General features: G+C 56.1%; 17 protein-coding genes. 6 read left to right on the top strand and 11 right to left on the bottom strand.

Annotated features, from left to right (window positions below; translation table 11 throughout):
* Positions 1-16: 16 nt before the first annotated feature.
* Genes cyoD through AC13DE_RS05395 form a run of 4 tightly spaced genes read right to left on the bottom strand, consistent with a single transcriptional unit; the run spans position 17 to position 3,997 of the window.
* On the bottom strand, positions 17-334 hold the full coding sequence (gene cyoD / locus AC13DE_RS05410) for a cytochrome o ubiquinol oxidase subunit IV (protein ID WP_483047279.1): 318 nt from the start codon (positions 332-334) through the stop codon (positions 17-19).
* Positions 331-954: a cytochrome c oxidase subunit 3 gene (locus AC13DE_RS05405; RefSeq protein WP_446297595.1), complete on the bottom strand. Its 624-nt coding sequence runs from the start codon at positions 952-954 to the stop codon at positions 331-333. The genes cyoD and AC13DE_RS05405 overlap by 4 nt, the downstream gene beginning before the upstream one ends.
* Positions 951-3,041, bottom strand: coding sequence for a cbb3-type cytochrome c oxidase subunit I (locus AC13DE_RS05400; protein WP_483047278.1), 2,091 nt, complete (start codon positions 3,039-3,041; stop codon positions 951-953). Before AC13DE_RS05400 ends, AC13DE_RS05405 begins: the two co-directional genes overlap by 4 nt.
* Entirely contained in the window at positions 3,038-3,997 is a 960-nt protein-coding gene (locus AC13DE_RS05395; RefSeq protein ID WP_483047277.1) for a cytochrome ubiquinol oxidase subunit II, read from the bottom strand. The genes AC13DE_RS05400 and AC13DE_RS05395 overlap by 4 nt, the downstream gene beginning before the upstream one ends.
* A gap of 358 nt (positions 3,998-4,355) precedes the next feature.
* Here AC13DE_RS05395 and AC13DE_RS05390 point away from each other — a divergent pair, with 358 nt between their 5' ends.
* Complete coding sequence (locus AC13DE_RS05390; RefSeq protein ID WP_483047276.1) at positions 4,356-4,607, top strand: DUF6522 family protein; 252 nt, start codon at positions 4,356-4,358, stop codon at positions 4,605-4,607.
* Between the two features lie 345 nt (positions 4,608-4,952).
* Here AC13DE_RS05390 and AC13DE_RS05385 read toward each other — a convergent pair whose 3' ends face one another.
* Both AC13DE_RS05385 and AC13DE_RS05380 read right to left on the bottom strand, forming a co-directional pair.
* A complete protein-coding gene (locus AC13DE_RS05385) occupies positions 4,953-5,531 on the bottom strand; it encodes a DUF1190 domain-containing protein (RefSeq protein WP_483047275.1) in 579 nt (192 codons plus the stop codon).
* A gap of 45 nt (positions 5,532-5,576) precedes the next feature.
* Positions 5,577-6,803 carry a glutathionylspermidine synthase family protein gene (locus AC13DE_RS05380; protein WP_483047274.1) on the bottom strand — a complete coding sequence of 409 codons (1,227 nt, stop codon included), beginning with the start codon at positions 6,801-6,803 and terminating at the stop codon, positions 5,577-5,579.
* Between the two features lie 276 nt (positions 6,804-7,079).
* Here AC13DE_RS05380 and dddP point away from each other — a divergent pair, with 276 nt between their 5' ends.
* The 4 genes from dddP (at position 7,080) to AC13DE_RS05360 (ending at position 9,807) form a co-directional block, all read left to right on the top strand.
* Positions 7,080-8,420 carry a dimethylsulfonioproprionate lyase DddP gene (dddP, locus tag AC13DE_RS05375; RefSeq protein ID WP_483047273.1) on the top strand — a complete coding sequence of 447 codons (1,341 nt, stop codon included), beginning with the start codon at positions 7,080-7,082 and terminating at the stop codon, positions 8,418-8,420.
* A gap of 203 nt (positions 8,421-8,623) precedes the next feature.
* On the top strand, positions 8,624-8,941 hold the full coding sequence (locus tag AC13DE_RS05370; protein ID WP_446297602.1) for a DMT family transporter: 318 nt from the start codon (positions 8,624-8,626) through the stop codon (positions 8,939-8,941).
* A 261-nt stretch (positions 8,942-9,202) separates the two neighbouring features.
* The gene (locus tag AC13DE_RS05365; RefSeq protein WP_446297604.1) at positions 9,203-9,427 is read left to right on the top strand and encodes an AbrB/MazE/SpoVT family DNA-binding domain-containing protein; all 225 of its coding nucleotides are present in this window, start codon (positions 9,203-9,205) and stop codon (positions 9,425-9,427) included.
* Positions 9,424-9,807: a type II toxin-antitoxin system death-on-curing family toxin gene (locus tag AC13DE_RS05360; protein WP_446313305.1), complete on the top strand. Its 384-nt coding sequence runs from the start codon at positions 9,424-9,426 to the stop codon at positions 9,805-9,807. Before AC13DE_RS05365 ends, AC13DE_RS05360 begins: the two co-directional genes overlap by 4 nt.
* A 247-nt stretch (positions 9,808-10,054) precedes the next feature.
* Here the strand turns inward: AC13DE_RS05360 and AC13DE_RS05355 are convergent, their stop codons facing one another.
* The 5 genes from AC13DE_RS05355 to AC13DE_RS05335 form a co-directional block, all read right to left on the bottom strand.
* The gene (locus tag AC13DE_RS05355; protein WP_483047272.1) at positions 10,055-10,756 is read right to left on the bottom strand and encodes an ABC transporter ATP-binding protein; all 702 of its coding nucleotides are present in this window, start codon (positions 10,754-10,756) and stop codon (positions 10,055-10,057) included.
* Positions 10,749-11,528 (bottom strand): ABC transporter ATP-binding protein, encoded by a 780-nt coding sequence (locus tag AC13DE_RS05350; RefSeq protein WP_483047271.1) that lies wholly within the window; start codon positions 11,526-11,528, stop codon positions 10,749-10,751. Before AC13DE_RS05350 ends, AC13DE_RS05355 begins: the two co-directional genes overlap by 8 nt.
* Positions 11,525-13,387 (bottom strand): ABC transporter permease, encoded by a 1,863-nt coding sequence (locus AC13DE_RS05345; protein WP_446313725.1) that lies wholly within the window; start codon positions 13,385-13,387, stop codon positions 11,525-11,527. Before AC13DE_RS05345 ends, AC13DE_RS05350 begins: the two co-directional genes overlap by 4 nt.
* Before the next feature lie 75 nt (positions 13,388-13,462).
* On the bottom strand, positions 13,463-14,680 hold the full coding sequence (locus AC13DE_RS05340; protein ID WP_483047270.1) for an ABC transporter substrate-binding protein: 1,218 nt from the start codon (positions 14,678-14,680) through the stop codon (positions 13,463-13,465).
* A 53-nt stretch (positions 14,681-14,733) separates the two neighbouring features.
* A complete protein-coding gene (locus tag AC13DE_RS05335) occupies positions 14,734-15,801 on the bottom strand; it encodes an aromatic ring-hydroxylating dioxygenase subunit alpha (protein WP_483047269.1) in 1,068 nt (355 codons plus the stop codon).
* Positions 15,802-15,958: 157 nt separating this feature from the next.
* On the opposite strand from AC13DE_RS05335, the gene AC13DE_RS05330 reads away from it, so the two are divergent.
* Entirely contained in the window at positions 15,959-16,396 is a 438-nt protein-coding gene (locus AC13DE_RS05330) for a MarR family winged helix-turn-helix transcriptional regulator (RefSeq protein ID WP_446297611.1), read from the top strand.
* Positions 16,397-16,399 lie beyond the last annotated feature (3 nt).

Raw genomic sequence — 16,399 nt, 5'->3', positions numbered from 1 at the left:
ATATCGGCGTCGGTTGTCATGCGATCATCCGGTTGGCCAGGCTGGCCATGATCCATATTGTGCCAGCGGCCATAATTGAAAGTAGAAGAACCGTAAACAGGATCAAATGGAGGTCTTCCCGTTTTTGCGTCGATAGATCGATATCAAGAAAAAAGCGTAGTTGGACGACGCCCTGAAGGATTGCCGATATGCCAATGACGGACAGTGCCGTTCCGAATGACAGTGTCCCCCACGCGACCAGTGCGAACGGCACCACCGTCAAAATCAGCGCAAGGGCAAACCCGATTAAATATCGGCGCAGCTCGCGGCGCAATTCAGTGTCGTGACCCATCATGCAAGCCCCCCAAGGTAGACGATCGAAAATATCGCGATCCAGATGACATCAAGAAAATGCCAGAACAGCGCCAGTCGCAACAGGCGGGTCTTGACCATTGGTATCAGTCCGAAAATCGCAACCTGAGCCAACATCACGACGATCCAGATTGCGCCGGCGGCAACATGTAAACCGTGCAACGGAACGAGCGCGAAGAATGCCGATAAAAATCCGCTCCGGCTGGGCACGGCACCGCTAGCGAACATGGTGGCGAAATCCCGCAACTCCAGCGTCAGAAAGCCAAGCCCAAGCCCCAACGTGACACACAACCACAATACAATATTGCGGATCCCCTTTTCATGGCGCAGCATCAATGTCGCAATACCAAAGGTAAGGCTGCTGGTCAGCAGCAGCATCGTTTGGATGAACACACTTTTAAGATCAAATACGTCGGCTGGTCCCGGACCGCCGGCAATCCCCATGGGGGTTACCGTGGTGACATAGGTCGCAAAGATCACGCCAAATAGGACAAGATCGCTCATGAGAAAAACCCAAAAGCCGAACATTACTTTTTCGGCATGCTGATGCGCTTCTCCGTGACGGATCCCAAGGTTTATACCCGGATGGCACTTGTCGGTCATTGTGCATCCTCCTGTGCCGCAAACCCCGTATTGTGGGGCGTTGCTTCCTCTAACCTATTAGCCGGCTTTGCATCCGCGATCTTCTTCAACCACTCTTTATGCTCGCGCGCGACATCTGCCGCAGGAATGACCCTGTGAACGTCTTTTCGGAACGTATCGCCTATCAGAGCAATCAGCATCCCAGTAACGCAGACCAGAGCGAGCCACCAAATCTGCCATACCAGTGCAAGGCCCAGTCCCGTGCCGCCGATGGAAACAATCATGCCTATAGCGGTGTTTTTGGGCAGCACGATATCCTTGTAGTTTTGAGAGGCTTCAAACGCAGTCCCGTGGGCCTTGTCCAACGCGAACATGTCGCGACTGGTCACCGTGGGAATGATCGCAAAGTTGTATTCCGGCGGCGGGGATGAAGTGGCCCACTCCAACGTGCGTCCGTTCCATGGATCACCCAACGGTACAGCAAGCACCTTGCGGTTACGGATGCTGACAAATAGCTGCACAACCAATGCCGCCAAAGCACCTATTATCAGGACGGCACCGAACACCGCAATCAACATAAGTGGTTGGAGAGAAGGGTCGCTGAAACTGACCGACCGGCGTGGCATCCCCAATAACCCGGCGACGTACAGGGGGAAGAATGTGAAAGCGAAACCGAAGATCCAAAGTGTTGCGGTGACATACCCCCACCCCTCGCTCAATCGGAAGCCAAAGGCCTTGGGAAACCAATAGTGATATCCTGCCAGCATACCGTACAGAACGCCCGGAATAAGAACGTTGTGGAAGTGCGCTACCAAAAAGACCGAATTGTGGACCTGATAATCAATGGTCGGGTTTGCCAGGATAACACCTGACAAGCCGCCGATCACGAACAGGATCAGGAACCCCGTGGCGTAAACCATCGGTACGCTGAAACGGATGCGGCCACGAAACATCGTGGCCATCCAATCATAAACCTTGACCCCTGTAGGAATGGCAATGACCATCGTTGCAATGCCAAAGGCGATATTGACGTTGGCCCCCTGTCCCATCGTGAAAAAGTGGTGCAACCAAACAGTGAAACTAAGCACCGAGATGGCCATTGTTGCATAGACAAGCGATGCGTAACCATAAAGCCGTTTGCCGCTATAGGTCGCAATCACTTCGGAAAAGACCCCGAACGCAGGCAGAACCAGCAGATATACCTCGGGGTGTCCGAATAGCCAGAACAGGTTGGCATAATTCATTAAATTCCCGCCCAGGTCATTCGTGAAAAAGTGAAACCCTAGATAGCGGTCCAACGCCAGCATCAAGGTCGAGACTGTGAGAGGCGGTAATGCAAAAATCAAAAGTATTGCGGCACAAAGTGCCGTCCATGTGAACAACGGCATCCTGAATAGATGCATCCCCGGTGCGCGCTCTTTATAGATAGTGACCGCGAAATTAATCCCTGTGAGCGTGGATCCGATGCCCGCGATCGCTACTGACCAGATCCAGTAATCCGGCCCGACACCGGGGCTGAACACCTTTCCGGTATAGGGTGGATATGCGGTCCAACCACCTGTTGAAAATTGACCCAGCACCAGCGAAATCATTACCAATACCGCGCCGACAGCCGTCAATCCCAGACTGATCTGGTTCATTACCGGAAACGACATATCACGCGCACCGATCTGTAGCGGCATGACGTAATTGATCAACCCAGCGACAAACGGCATCGCCACAAAAAAGATCATGATGGTTCCATGGGTGCTGAATAACTGAGAGAAATGATCAGGGGTCAAGAACCCGCTATTTAAACCTGTCGCCTGCTGGGTTCGCATCAACGCACCTTCGATCACGCCTCGGGAGAGCATGACGAGCGACAGCACTATATACATGATTCCGATGCGTTTGTGGTCAGTGCTGGTCAGCCAATTGCGCCACAAAGGACGCCACCACCCAAACCAGGTCAAGATTACCAGCACGGCTAACCCACCCAGCACCACCAAAGAAGCCGCGCCCGCCCCGATCAACTCGCTTGTGGTGGGGTTGTTGTAGGCCCGCACAAATGGCAGTTGTTCAAGAGTGAAAACGCCGAGGGGCCAGCCCCAGTCGAGCAAAGCTGTCATGGTGTGCCCCTTGTTTGATAGGTTGGGCTGCCAGGTTGTTGCATGGCATCGACCGGCTTGCCCGATGTATAGCGCCCACGCACGCTTGACAGAAGATCAGACGGAATAGCGTTGAAATAGATCACGCCGCCGGGGCGCTGCGGAACATCCAAAGCTTTTTGCGCCTGCTCTTTGGTCGATGGCTCCGCAAGCACCGCATAGGAAGCCGCATCCAGTATTCGACCCTCTTGGCGGACCTGTGCAACCCACGCATCAAAGTCGACTGGCGACATGGCTTTTGCGTTGAATTTCTGTTCGGCAAAACCCTTCCCGCTAAACTGCATATTCTTGCCCACGAATGTACCGGTCTGGTCTGCCTCTACATGTAATGCAGTGGTCATGCCGGGCATCACATAAATCTGACCCGCGAGTGCGCCAATGGCGAAAGACTGCATGACGCTGTCGCTGGTCATCTCAAACACGACAGGCTCGTTCGCGGGAAAGGCGACCTCGCCTACCGTGGCAATGCCCAGATCGGGATAGACGAACAGCCATTTCCAATCCAAGCCGATAACATGTACCCGCATTTCACCTTCCGTCGGATCTATCGGGCGATAAGGGTCTAGCGTCTTGGTCGCAGACCACAATTGAAATGACAGCACCACGATGATGATCAGGGGCACACCCCACATCACAAGATCAAGCGGACCAGAGAAATCCCAATCTGGCGCATATCGTGCCTTGGGGTTCTTATAGCGATAACGCCACAGCATCCATGGCACCAAGATCAAAACAGGAAAAACCGCAATCATGGTAATTGCGGTGACTCGGATCAAATGGGCTTTTTGCGCGGCAGCGATGGCCCCCTGCGGTGACATGAAGGTTGCAGAATTCTCGGCGCAGCCGGTCAGCAACAATGCCCCCGTCAGAACAACAAGGGTTAACAGAGACTGCCGCGATCCAAAGCGCTCTAGCATCAGTAATCCATACGGTCGATATACGCATTCGCGTCAAATTAATTCAATATTTCATCCTCAAGCCAGTCGTCGTCAACCAGGCGGTGGCACGTCGACAAGCCTAAGGGTACCAGGTCATTGATCTAGGCGTAGATGGGATCAATCAAGACCTATCGTGCAACTGGAGGACGAGATTTGCGCCCGCCTCATGATCTGTCAGAATGCTGATGCGTGGATTCTGTGCGCTCCTTACCGGAAGCAGGGTTGGATTGCCTGTGCTTTCCTCTTTATGGTCCGGGGGACCGGGCGCGTCGATAAGTCCCCACGCCGCGTGGGCCTTTGCCAGCGATATCCGAACCCTGATGGACAAATGCAAATCATGAAAATTGATCTCAGCCAACCCGAACCGATTGTCGATGCCACCGATCTTGCCCGCGTATTTGATCTGTCACCCGAACGCGTCAAAGAGCTTATGCGCGCGGGTGAGATTACCAGCCGGTTCGAGACCGGTGTAGGAGAGGACGCAGGCACGCATCGGCTGACATTTTGGCACGACCAGACCAAAGTGCGGTTCACCTGTGACGCAGCCGGAAACGTGCTGAAAACCGCCCGGGTCAAAACTTCGAGGTGACCGTGACATCAACGGTACAAATGCTTTGGTGAACCGCTCCGGCGCTGTTCTTGTGTGGATTTCGCCCTTTTCTTTCGTCCGGTGCGACATGGGCCCCAAACTTTATGGTGATCTAAGGTACCGTGCCGGTCGCCCCAAAACCCAAGCATTGATGATCAACTGGCCCGCGTTTGCCGCGGCTCATATAGACAGTTAGCATCAAACACGCGCACCGCGGTGGCACGAAAGCAGGTGGTCGGCCGGCGACACCGACTAATCAGCCAACCGGACAACCCCGCGAAGGGCAGGGAAAGGTGGCGGAAGCCCCACTTGCGACCGTCTTTTGCGAACTGATCACAGCATCGGCTAGCCGCCGAAACCCGTTCTGCCACCCACCTTGCCAAACCCGCCGCGCGAGCGTGCTGTCGCACTGGTCATCGGTTTCTTTCCGATGGTCGATGTCGGGCGCGCAAACTGTGACGTGCTCAACTTTGCGGCACCACTGTTTGTGGAAAACGTGCTGGAACGTGCGGCATTGGTGAACTTACCGTCCGAGGTTTTATAAAGCGGCTGTCCCGCCGACATGCCCTGCCGCCCGCCAAGCATGTTGCCGATGAGATACCCTGCCAGTAGCGGCATAAAAATACTGCCCGACCCGTTCTGTGTCGCTTCCGCTTCTGAACCGCATGCACCCTGGCCGTGCTGCTCTTCGCAAACCTGCAAGCTGTCATAGCGCGGCGCCGCTTCCACATGGAGCGTTTCAGCCTCGGCAAACGAAGTCTCGCAATCCTGAGCCGAGAACGCCCCCCCCTTCGCGGCAGCGTCCGTGCAGCTTTGCAAATCGGGGAAGGCCGCGGCATCCACCTGTTCGTGACGGCAGCCCGCGAGAGCAAAAGCAGCGGCTCCGACAATGGCGATGGCAACCCGTTTTGAGCGTTTGGTCATGGTTTAGGTACTTTCCTGTTCAGCCAGCGTCATGTGTAATGCATTTCACGCGATAATATAATGTGGTTTGAAACGCGATAGATCCTGGGTGATCCGCGACCGGTCTTCGCGGACCCCGATGCCTGCACAGGTCTGGCCGACGATCCAAGCACCCACTACGGGGCGAAAGCCGTCGAATTCGGGTAACGGTGCATAGGCCTGGATGATGCGCGGGTGCTCCGCATAGTCGGTGTTGGTCGATTGCTCGATGATCTCGCCACCCTTGTGGATCGAGACCGACGCGCCTTCGCGTGACAGGATCGGCTTGCGTACATAGCCAGCGGCAAACTGCGCCTGCGCCCGATCATACGCCGGCGCGGTCTCGGACTTCGCATTGCCCTGACCTGATAGAGCACTGGCGATGTCGCTTTCAAAAAACGCGGGCAGCAGATTTGGGTGGCCTTCAAACATTTGCCACAAAACCGGCAGAAGGCCTTTGTTTGAAAGCACTGCCTTCCACGCGGGCTCCAGAAACAGGCAGCCCGAACCGGCAATATGCGCGGCATATTCATCGCGCAGCAGATCTTCCCATGGGTAAAGCTTGAAAAGCACTGCAATCCGGCGATCTTGATCATCCAGAAAGTGCCCGTCCTCGCTCAGTGCGATTTTATCCAGGTCAGAGTAATGTGCGCCCAGACCGGCCTCACGCGCTGCCCATCCCATGGCTTCGACGGTACCGTAATCTTCTGGATTTCCAGCCACGGCGGTAAAATGCAGATCGCTACCTGTCTCGAAAACCTCTGCAAATCGCGCAACAAGCGCCTCGTGGATGCCGTTGAACTGGTCTGTTCCTTCAGGCAGAACGCCTGCGGCCAACTGATCCTCTAGCCACTGCCACTGGAAAGCAGCGCTCTCATACAGCGACGTCGGGGTGTCAGCGTTGTATTCCAAAAGCTTTGCAGGCTCCTCCCCGTTATAGGAAAAGTCGAAGCGGCCATAGATTTCCGGGTCCTCATCGCGCCAGCTTTGCGCGACCAGATCGCGGTGTTCCTCGGGGATTGCCAGACGCTCCATCAGCTGTTCGCTCGAGATGATCTGGGCGACCGCTTCGCGGCACATGGCATGCAGTTCGGTGGCCGGATCTTCGATGTCCATTTCGATCTGGTCGAGCGTGAAAGCATAGGCCGAAGTCTCGTCCCAATAGGGTTCGCCATGCATATCCGCAAAACTGAAACCGACGTCGCGTGCATGATCGCGCCAGTTGGGCCGCTCGGTCAGGGGCATTTTTTTCACCGTACCAGACTCCTTGGTTGTACCTTCGGTTAAGGGATTTTCGACCGTTTCACCAGAAGGGTTTAAAGCTGCCTTGGCGCAATCTGGACAAAGTGGCCGAAATCAGCCCCAACCTGCTGCCCCGCCGCGTACGACCGGCAGTTTCAGCGATACAGACACGATAGGTGTTAGTGCGCTTACCAATGCGCTCGTTTCCCTTGCGCCATTTCATGTCGCAAAACGGCAACTAAGCCCAAAAAATCCGCGCGAGGCTGGCGGTGATAGAGGAGAGCAGCCATGGACCGCCACCATCGCGACACGCGCAAAATCGATCCCACTCGCGGCACCACCCTTGGCGACGGCTCCGCGAATGACCAAGACCGAATGGAAATCGGGCCGACGCAACTTGCGATGCGCGAGTGGGAAGCGGCGGGACTTACGCTCCCCAATCTTGCGGATATGCGCAGCTATCGACACAGGCGACTGACACGACACATCGTTGAACGTGACTATGCCGGTTTGCTGATGTTTGACCCGCTCAACATTCGTTACGCCACCGACAGCACCAACATGCAGTTGTGGAACACCCACAATCCCTTTCGCGCGGTGCTGCTTTGCGCAGACGGTTACATGGTGATCTGGGACTACAAAAATGCACCTTTTTTGAGCGCTTTCAATCCTCTGGTCCGCGAGGTGCGCAGCGGGGCCTCCATGTTCTACTTTGCCACGGGCGACAAAACCGCAGCAAAGGCGGACGTCTTTGCCAACGAAGTGCGCCAGGTGCTGCAAGAACATTCAGGCACGAACAAGCGCCTCGCCATAGACAAGATCATGCTGCACGGTGCCCATGCCCTGCAGGCGCAGGGGCTCGAGATCAAGGACGGCGAAGAAGTCACTGAAAAATCAAGATCGGTCAAATCGATCGACGAAATTCACGCGATGCGCTGCGCAAGCCACGCCTGCGAAACGTCTGTCAAAGCAATGGAGGACTTCGCGCGCGCAAATGTCGGTGACGGCAAAACCTGCGAAGATGACATTTGGGCGGTCATGCACGCAGAGAACATCAAACGCGGTGGCGAATGGATCGAAACGAGGCTGCTTTCATCGGGACAACGCACCAACCCATGGTTTCAGGAATGTGGCCCCCGGATATGTCAGCAAAACGAAATCATCTCGTTCGACACAGACCTTATTGGGAGCTATGGCATTTGCATCGACATCTCTCGTTCGTGGTGGATTGGCGACCAAAAACCGCCGGCCGATATGATCTATGCGATGCAACACGCTCTCGAACACATCACGACCAATATGGAAATGCTGCGCCCCGGTGTGACGGTCCCCGAACTGACTGCGAACTGCCACACCCTGGACGATCAGTTCCAGGCGCAGAAATATGGATGTCTGATGCACGGCGTGGGCCTGTGCGATGAATGGCCGTTGGTTGCCTATCCTGACCAGGCCGACGCAGGCGCATTTGATCACCCTCTCGAGGCGGGCATGGTACTGTGTGTCGAAGCGGCCGTGGGTGCCGTTGGTGGAAAGTTCACCATCAAACTTGAAGACCAGGTGCTCATTACAGAAGACGGTTACGAGAACCTGACCCGGTATCCATTTGATGCGGCGCTAATGGGAGGCTGAGCGACTGTTCGTTCATGTGCCGTAAATTTGTTGGAGTAAGCGTCTTGATCGGATCTTGCTGTTATGCACTTTATAGTACGTAACAATCGCTTCCGCCCCGTTGTGCCTTTGCGGACAAAGCGGTTGGAGTTATGAAACACCCGGTCAGGACGACCTGACCAGATATGGGCTTGCCGGGACGACCCGATACTTTGGAGGTCGAAATGGCGTGGATTGCACTTTTCATAGCAGGTCTGTTGGAAACAGGATGGGCTGCCGGTCTAAAGTCGCTTTCCGGAGGCTTCAGACTTGGCATAGTCGTTGCGACAGCGGCTATGATGCTCGCCAGCCTTGGGGCTTTGTATTGGTCGATGCGTTCCTTGCCTTTAGGTGTTGCGTACCCGATCTGGACCGGCATCGGGTCCGTCGGGTCCGTTGTTGTCGGAATTACCGTATTCAAGCAAGATATCGGTATCTTTGGCATCGCTGGTGTGGCCTGCCTGGTGATCGGTATATTTCTGGTTGGCCTTGAAACCCATTAACATCGGGGGGAAATGACCGACCGACATGTCTGGACCCGCTTTCGGGGACTGATACCGTCGGCAGACGTACGCCTGATCTTTCCGGTCCAAGGACTGGCAGTTTGGCGAGATGCGGTAATGCCGGGTTTCGCCGGCGGTTCCTCAACCCTTTACGAGCCAGCCGGAGAGCTGAAGCACAGACAGACTGCTTGGATCACCGCACCAAAGTTGACAAAATGAGCGGTCAGAGTATATACATCTGTATACACCAAGGAGAGCACCATGATTGAATCCAAAATACGCAAAGTAGGTAATTCCGCTGTGGTGACCCTGAGCGCCGAGATGCTTGCCCTGCTGGACGCCAAGGAAGGCGATACGCTTTATGCGGTGCGCACTGACGACGGTGGGTTGAAACTGATGACCCAAAACCCCGAACTCCAGGCTGCTCTTGCCGCAGCCGAGGCTGTCATGGATGAAAACCGCGACCTGCTTCAGGCACTTGCATGACCCGATGGGTCTGGATGCCGCTGCCCGCATTGCATGTCATCCATGACCGCCAGATTTCCCGACACGGCGGCGCACCGGGCACCCGTGATCCGTCGCTTTTGGAAGCGGCCTGTGCGCGACCTCTGAACCGGGCCGGGTACGGCAATCCGGATGTTCATGCACTTGCGGCAGCGTATGCATTCGGCGTTGCAAAGGCCCATGCCTTTATTGATGGAAACAAGCGCACCGCCTTTGTGACTGCGTTTACCTTTCTGCGGCTCAACGGCATTGAAATACGCCCCGATCCTAAAGTCGGGGTCAGGATGATGGAGGATCTGGCATCAGACCAGCTGAGTGAAGAAAGCTTCGCTGCCTGGCTGCGTTCGCTCGACGTCGAATGACGGTAAGTGCCCGAACCGATGCAGTTCCGCATCCCCGCAAGGCACGGGCCGGGGGCGCATCGGTGTGTTTTCGCTTTGCGGGCAGCAGCGTGGGAACGTCGGCAAGGCGCGGTATCCGCCGTTAGGGATAGACGTTTGGGGCCATTCAAAAGGTCAACGGCCACATTTTCGGATTTCGGCAAACGCCAATTGAGTGTTTACGGATCGCCGAGCCTTGGGTTTTTATCCGGCAACCATAGCTCAGCAATTAAATCGACAGGTGTTGATCGCGGATATCGGGATGAGCTTGCAGGTCTGCCAGGCTCCCTACGAATTGCTGAGTGCCGTGTTCGATGATCACGACGCCGTCGGCTACGGCTTGGGCAAAATGCAGATTTTGTTCAGACAGCAAGACAGTGAGCCCATCCTGCTTGAGCTGCAAAATCGCGCGCGCCATTTGCTCTACGATGACCGGAGCAATCCCTTCTGACGGTTCATCCAGCAGGATAAATGCCGGATTTCCCATCAACGTGCGCGCGATGGTCAGCATCTGCTGTTCCCCGCCGGACAAGGCCTTACCATAGTTCTGGCGCCGCTCGGCTAGGTTTGGAAACAGATCAAACACCATGTCTTCGGTCCAGGTGGTGCATCCCTCCCGAGGCGGCTGTCGCCCGACTTCCAAATTTTCTGCAACAGTCAGCTGTGTGAATATCCGCCGCTCTTCGGGGACATAGCCCAAACCATTGCGCGCGACGCGGTGACTGGGCCAGCCGGTGATATCCTGCCCCTGATAGGTCACGGTCCCGGTACGCGGGCGCACCAATTGCATGATCGATTTCATCGTTGTCGTTTTGCCAGCGCCGTTGCGCCCCAACAGCGCAACCACCCGCCCGCGATCGACACTAAAGTTCAGGTCGTTCAGCACATGCGCCTTGCCATAGAATGAATTAACGCCCTTCAACTCAAGCATGTGCATCTTCCTCGGCGGCTTTGAACAGGGTACCGCCGCCAAGATAGACCTCTTGCACCTGACGGTTGTTGCGAATTTCGTCTACGGTACCTTCGGCGATCAACTGGCCCCGGTTCAACACCATGATCCGGTGCGAATGGGCAAACACCACATCCATGTCATGTTCGGTAAACAAAACGCTGATGCCGCGCTGCGCAAGAATATCGGCGGTAAGCTGCATGAGCGCGATCCGTTCGCGCGGGGCCATTCCGGCGGTGGGTTCATCCATAAGTAGCAACACAGGATCATGCGCAAGGGCAACCGCCAGTTCCAGCCGCTTGAGGTCGCCATAGGCCAAAACCGCACAATGACGGTCTGCCTGATCCGCCATCCCGACAGTCTCGAGCAGCGCCAGCGCCTTGTCGCGATAAAGTTTGTGGGCAAAGCTGGTCAGTGAATACAGCCGTCGGTGATGTGAGATCAGCGCCATCTGGACATTTTCGACCACGGTCATCGACACATAGGTGGCGGTAATCTGGAACGTGCGCCCCACCCCCATGCGCCAGATCTTACGCGGCTGCATCCCTGCTATGTTTTTACCCATCAACTGCACCGTACCGGACGAAGGTCTAAGCTGCCCCATCAGCATGTTGAAGCAGGTGCTTTTACCCGCACCGTTGGGGCCGATCAGTGCCAGAAGTTCCCCCTTGGCGAGGTCAAAGCTGACATCATCAACCGCCTTGATCGCGCCGAAGTTCCGCGACAGGTTTCGTACAGAGAGGATCGGGCTCATGTCGCGTCCTCCGGAGTTTTCAGCAGTCCAATGCGTTCACCGGCTTTGCGCAGCGATCCAACGATCCCTTCAGGGCCAAGGATCACGACAAAGATAATCAGCAGGCCCAAGGTCAGACGCCAGTATTCAAAGCGGGTCAGGTAATCTTTTGCACCCTCAAAGAATGCACCGCCGACCCACCCCCCGGACAAGGTTTTTACCCCGCCCAGAAACACAACGATCAATGCATCGAAGCTTCGGGCGGTTTCAAGTTCATTGGGGAAGATACTGCCTTTGGAGAAGACGAATAAACCGCCTGCCAGTCCGGCCATGGTGCCGGCAAAGGTAAAGGCAACCCACTGGACGCGTTTGGTGTTTATCCCGGTTGCTTCGGCTTGGCGCGTACTGTCACGCGCAGCGCGAAGCGCATAGCCAAACGGGGCGTGAGCCGCTTGTCGCAACAACAATATCCCCCCGACACACAGCGTGAAGGCAAGATAATAATACACGGTATTGTCAGATGCCCAGGCCGATGGCCAGATGTTGACCAGTCCGTCATCGCCCCCGGTCACATCACCCCATTGGAAAGCCAGGCTCCACAGAAGCTGCCCGAAGGCAAGGGTCAGCATCGCGAAATAGACGCCGGTTGAGCGCAGGCAAACCCATCCGATGACAATTGCCGCAAGCCCCGCGCTGACCGGAGCCAGCACCAACGCAAGCTCCATCGGGGTACTGGCATAAGTAACCAGCAAGGCAGCGGCATATGCCCCGCCGCCAAAGAACGCGGCATGGCCAAAGCTGACCAACCCGCCTTGGCCCAGCATAAAGTGAAGCGATGCGGCGAACAGGCAAAAGATCATGATGTCAGTAACCAGCACAACGGCGAAGTTGCCCGAATAGAGCGGCAGCAACGCGAGGATCACCAGTAATGTAGTCACCAGAAGACGTATGCGCGGGCCGGCAGGTTTGATCGGCCGTTCCGGTTCGCCGGTCTGCCCATGTTCGCCCGCAACTTCCTCTTTTCCCAGCAGGCCGAACGGGCGGATCATCAGAACCACCACCATCACTACAAACATCAACACCAATGTCGATTGCGGCGCATAGGTTACGCCGAACACATTGAGAATCGAGATAATCACCGCCGCAAGATAGGCACCGGGCAGCGACCCCATGCCCCCGATCACCACCACGACAAACACAGCCCCGAGAATGCTGAAATCCATCAGCAGATCGGCACCGCCCTTGGGCAGTTGCAAGGCGCCACCCAGACCCGCCAATGCGCACCCGAGAAAAAACACGCCGGTAAACAGCCATGACTGGTTCACCCCCAACGCACCGACCATCTCGCGGTCCTGGGTTGCGGCCCTTACCAAGGTCCCGACCCGCGTCCTGGTGATGAGATACCACAACCCGATCGCCACAAACGGCGTGATCGCGATCAGCGCGATATCGTACTGGGGCACCGGTTCGCCCATGATGCGGATAATACCCTTGAGGCCCGGTGCGCGTGGCCCAAGCAGATCTTGCGGGCCCCATATCATCAGCGTCAGGTCCTGAATGACAAGGATCACCCCGAATGTGGCGACCAGTTGAAACAGTTCAGGGGCCCGGTACACCGGGCGCAGCACACATATTTCAACGATCACCCCGATCACGCCCACAATCAGACCAGCAAGCAGGATAGCCCCCCAAAACCCCGCGACACCCGGCAATGCCTGCATAAGAGAATACCCGACATACGCCCCCAGCATATAGAACGACCCATGGGCAAAGTTCACCACGCGGGTCACTCCAAAGATCAGTGAAAGGCCCGACGCCACCATGAAAAGCGCACCTGCATTGGCAAGCCCAGTGAGAATCTGCGCGATAAATAGGCCCATGGCCACCTCGTGATATTCCGGGGGTGGGATCGAACACTGCGGAAAGAGACCCCTGTGTCCGCAGTGATACGATGGTTATTCTGCGGGACGCAGCTTTGACACTTCTTCGTCCGATGGCAGGTAGTCGGCACCATTCAGATATGACCAGTCGGTCATTACACCTGCGCCGTCCTTGAGCATGGTTTTACCTACAAACGCGCCCATGGTCGCTTGGTTGTCAATTTCGCGAAACGTGATCTCTCCTACGGGGGTCGAGACATTCAGACCTTCAAACGCCATGCGGATCGCATCGCTTTCGGTTGATCCGGCTTTCTCTATCGCCGCGGCAACTGTTTCGGCGGTCATATAACCGACCAGCGACCCAAGCTTGGGGCTTTCCTTGAATCTCGCCTGATAGGCATCGACAAAAGGTTTGTTGGCCCCGTCTTTATCGGTGAAATCATACCAGGGGTATCCGGTCACGACCCAGCCTTCGGGGGCTTCGTCGGCCAGCGGTTCAAGGTATTCGGGTTCACCCGACAAAAGACCATACACGGTACGACCTTCAAACAATCCGCGCGTCGTGCCTTCGCGGACAAATTTCGCCAGGTCAGGACCAAAGGTCACGTTATAGATCGCATCGGGCTTGGAGCGTTCCAGCGCCTGAACCTCGGCACCAGCGTCGATCTTGAACAAGGCGGGCCACTGTTCGCCGACAAATTCGACCTCCGGCTTCAGTTTGGTCAACACTTCCTTGAACGCAGCGACCGCATCTTTGCCGTAGGCGTAGTTTGGCGCGATCGTTGCATATTTCACCGCATCTGTCTTGGCCGCCTGTTCAGCAAGCATCGCGGCCTGCATATAGGTCGAGGTGCGCAGACGGAAGGTCCATGGGTTGCCCTGGCTCCAAGTCAGGGCGTCGGCCAAGGGTTCGGCGGCAAGATAGACCCACCCCTTTTCGGCGGCCACGGATGAAATTGCCAAACCGACATTGGACAGGATGGATCCGGTAATCATCACCGTGCCTTCGCTGGTCATCAGTTCTTCGGCGATCTTGATCGCCTCGCCGGGGTCGCCCTGATCGTCGCGAAAGATGAATTCCAGCGGTCGGCCCATCACGCCTCCTTCGGCGTTGATCTCTTCCAGGGCAAGCTCAATGCCCTTCTTGTAAGGCTCTGCAAACGCGGCAAGGCGCTTGTAGTGGTTGATCTCTCCTACCTTGATAGGCTCGCCCGACTGGGCTGCTGCACTTAATCCGGTGAGGCCAAGTGCGACAGCCCCGGCTAGTGTTGCGAAAAGGGTCGTTCTGGTCATCTGGTGGTCCTCTCGTGTTAGGATCTGCCGTCTTTTGCGGCTCTTGTCAGTGGCTAATCATGCTGTACGAAAACCGGCGAAACCGGTTCACCCAGATCATCGGTGGCTTCGGCCTCGATCGTGTCTCGGATGCGTTTGCGGTACACGTTCGGGGCTTTGTCGATCGCAATTCTGATCGGCTTGCGCTTTTGCGGGCGCTGCTCCTCTTGATGGACGGCTTCCAAAATCGCCTTGTCCTCGGCGAATGCCACCCGAAACATGGCATCCATCTGGTCTGATGCGCTTTCATCACCCAAGGCAGTGTTGCGTAGGTGTAACCAATGGTCGATCGTATAATCCTCTGTCACGGGCGTGACGAAATGCAGCGCAAAGATGCGCACCCCGTTGTCGCGTTGATCTTCGGGAAGCGCAAGTTTGGCGTCGGCGGATCCGAAATCTATCACGGCCGTCGAAGGCATATGCAGATAGTAATAATGCCAGCGGTCCACGTTACCGTCAAAGCCACCGAACTTCTTGAAAAAACCGATAGGTTCGGCATCTCTGATCCAGCGCCATGCGACGATCACCTCGCCCGAGGTTTTCACGTGAACCGGCACATTTTCGGATGCCGCGTTGCCAAGCGTCGTCGGGTGGACGAAACTGACATGGGCCGGATCAACCAGGTTTTCGGCGACATTGAGGTAGTTCGCGCGGATGTGCAGCTTGTCGCCGTGATGCAGGTGCCAGCCATCCTGGGCCAGTTCCGGCATATCGAATGCCAGTGCGGGGTCTGCCTTGTCGGGGTCTCCCATCCAGACAAAAACAATGCCGAGCCGCTCCAGCACGGGAAAGCTGTCCACATACGCCGATTTGGGCAAATTGGACTGCCCGGGCACGCGCACGCATCTGCCGTCGGTGCCAAAGGTCATCCCGTGATACCCGCATTGGATCGTGTCGCCGATCCTCTTTCCCTTGGACAAGGGAAGAAGCCGGTGCGGGCAGCGATCTTCGAGCGCGTAGATATGGCCATCACTGGCGCGATAGAGTACGAGGTTTTGGGCAAGCATTGTCAAAGCAACCATTTCTGCGCCAAAGTCGCGTGACCAACCTGCGACATACCAAGCGTTTCTGACGAAGGGCATTGCATCTCTCCCAGCTTTCGACTTTCTTATGAAGGCCTAAAAAATTGTTAGCTGTCAAACAATATTTTGCATCTGTTCTTATGTAGACCTCAGATTAAAACCGTGGGAAGATACTGCATAAAAACTAATCACCTGCTGGAATGCACTGGATAGATACTTGGCTGAACCGCTGAAAAAGACGCCCGCCGAGGCGCGCTATACGCTCGAAGAGCAGATCGGTTTCAAGCTGCGTTTGGCCAACCAAAAGCATCTGGAAATATTCAATCGCCAGATGCCGGATATCACGCCAACCCAATTTGCCGTATTGGCAAAGTTGCGCGATGAAATTTGCATTAGCCAGAACCATCTGGGGCGTCTGGTCGGCATGGATGCGGCCACGACCAAGGGTGTCGTGGACCGCTTGCGCAAAAAGGGGCTGGTGCAAAGCGCCCCGTCCAAAACCGACATGCGGCGGCTGGAAATCTCGCTGACCGACGCGGGCGTCAGCCTGACCGCCGAGGCCGTCGTGACGGCGCAGCAGATCTCTGCCGAGACCGTAAACAACCTGACCCCGCGCGAGGTTGACCGCCTGCTAGCCTTGCTCGAGAAACTTTAGGCT

This window comes from Sulfitobacter sp. L-8 (assembly GCF_056859255.1).
This window is presented reverse-complemented; position numbering and strand designations above follow the sequence as displayed.

Excerpts from the sequence above, each read along its gene's own strand:
- cyoD (WP_483047279.1), bottom strand. The coding sequence starts at position 334 with ATGATGGGTCACGACACTGAATTGCGCCGCGAGCTGCGCCGATATTTA.
- AC13DE_RS05405 (WP_446297595.1), bottom strand. The coding sequence starts at position 954 with ATGACCGACAAGTGCCATCCGGGTATAAACCTTGGGATCCGTCACGGA.
- AC13DE_RS05400 (WP_483047278.1), bottom strand. The coding sequence starts at position 3,041 with ATGACAGCTTTGCTCGACTGGGGCTGGCCCCTCGGCGTTTTCACTCTT.
- AC13DE_RS05395 (WP_483047277.1), bottom strand. The coding sequence starts at position 3,997 with ATGCTAGAGCGCTTTGGATCGCGGCAGTCTCTGTTAACCCTTGTTGTT.
- AC13DE_RS05390 (WP_483047276.1), top strand. The coding sequence starts at position 4,356 with ATGAAAATTGATCTCAGCCAACCCGAACCGATTGTCGATGCCACCGAT.
- AC13DE_RS05385 (WP_483047275.1), bottom strand. The coding sequence starts at position 5,531 with ATGACCAAACGCTCAAAACGGGTTGCCATCGCCATTGTCGGAGCCGCT.
- dddP (WP_483047273.1), top strand. The coding sequence starts at position 7,080 with ATGGACCGCCACCATCGCGACACGCGCAAAATCGATCCCACTCGCGGC.
- AC13DE_RS05370 (WP_446297602.1), top strand. The coding sequence starts at position 8,624 with ATGGCGTGGATTGCACTTTTCATAGCAGGTCTGTTGGAAACAGGATGG.
- AC13DE_RS05365 (WP_446297604.1), top strand. The coding sequence starts at position 9,203 with ATGATTGAATCCAAAATACGCAAAGTAGGTAATTCCGCTGTGGTGACC.
- AC13DE_RS05360 (WP_446313305.1), top strand. The coding sequence starts at position 9,424 with ATGACCCGATGGGTCTGGATGCCGCTGCCCGCATTGCATGTCATCCAT.
- AC13DE_RS05355 (WP_483047272.1), bottom strand. The coding sequence starts at position 10,756 with ATGCTTGAGTTGAAGGGCGTTAATTCATTCTATGGCAAGGCGCATGTG.
- AC13DE_RS05350 (WP_483047271.1), bottom strand. The coding sequence starts at position 11,528 with ATGAGCCCGATCCTCTCTGTACGAAACCTGTCGCGGAACTTCGGCGCG.
- AC13DE_RS05345 (WP_446313725.1), bottom strand. The coding sequence starts at position 13,387 with ATGGGCCTATTTATCGCGCAGATTCTCACTGGGCTTGCCAATGCAGGT.
- AC13DE_RS05340 (WP_483047270.1), bottom strand. The coding sequence starts at position 14,680 with ATGACCAGAACGACCCTTTTCGCAACACTAGCCGGGGCTGTCGCACTT.
- AC13DE_RS05335 (WP_483047269.1), bottom strand. The coding sequence starts at position 15,801 with ATGCCCTTCGTCAGAAACGCTTGGTATGTCGCAGGTTGGTCACGCGAC.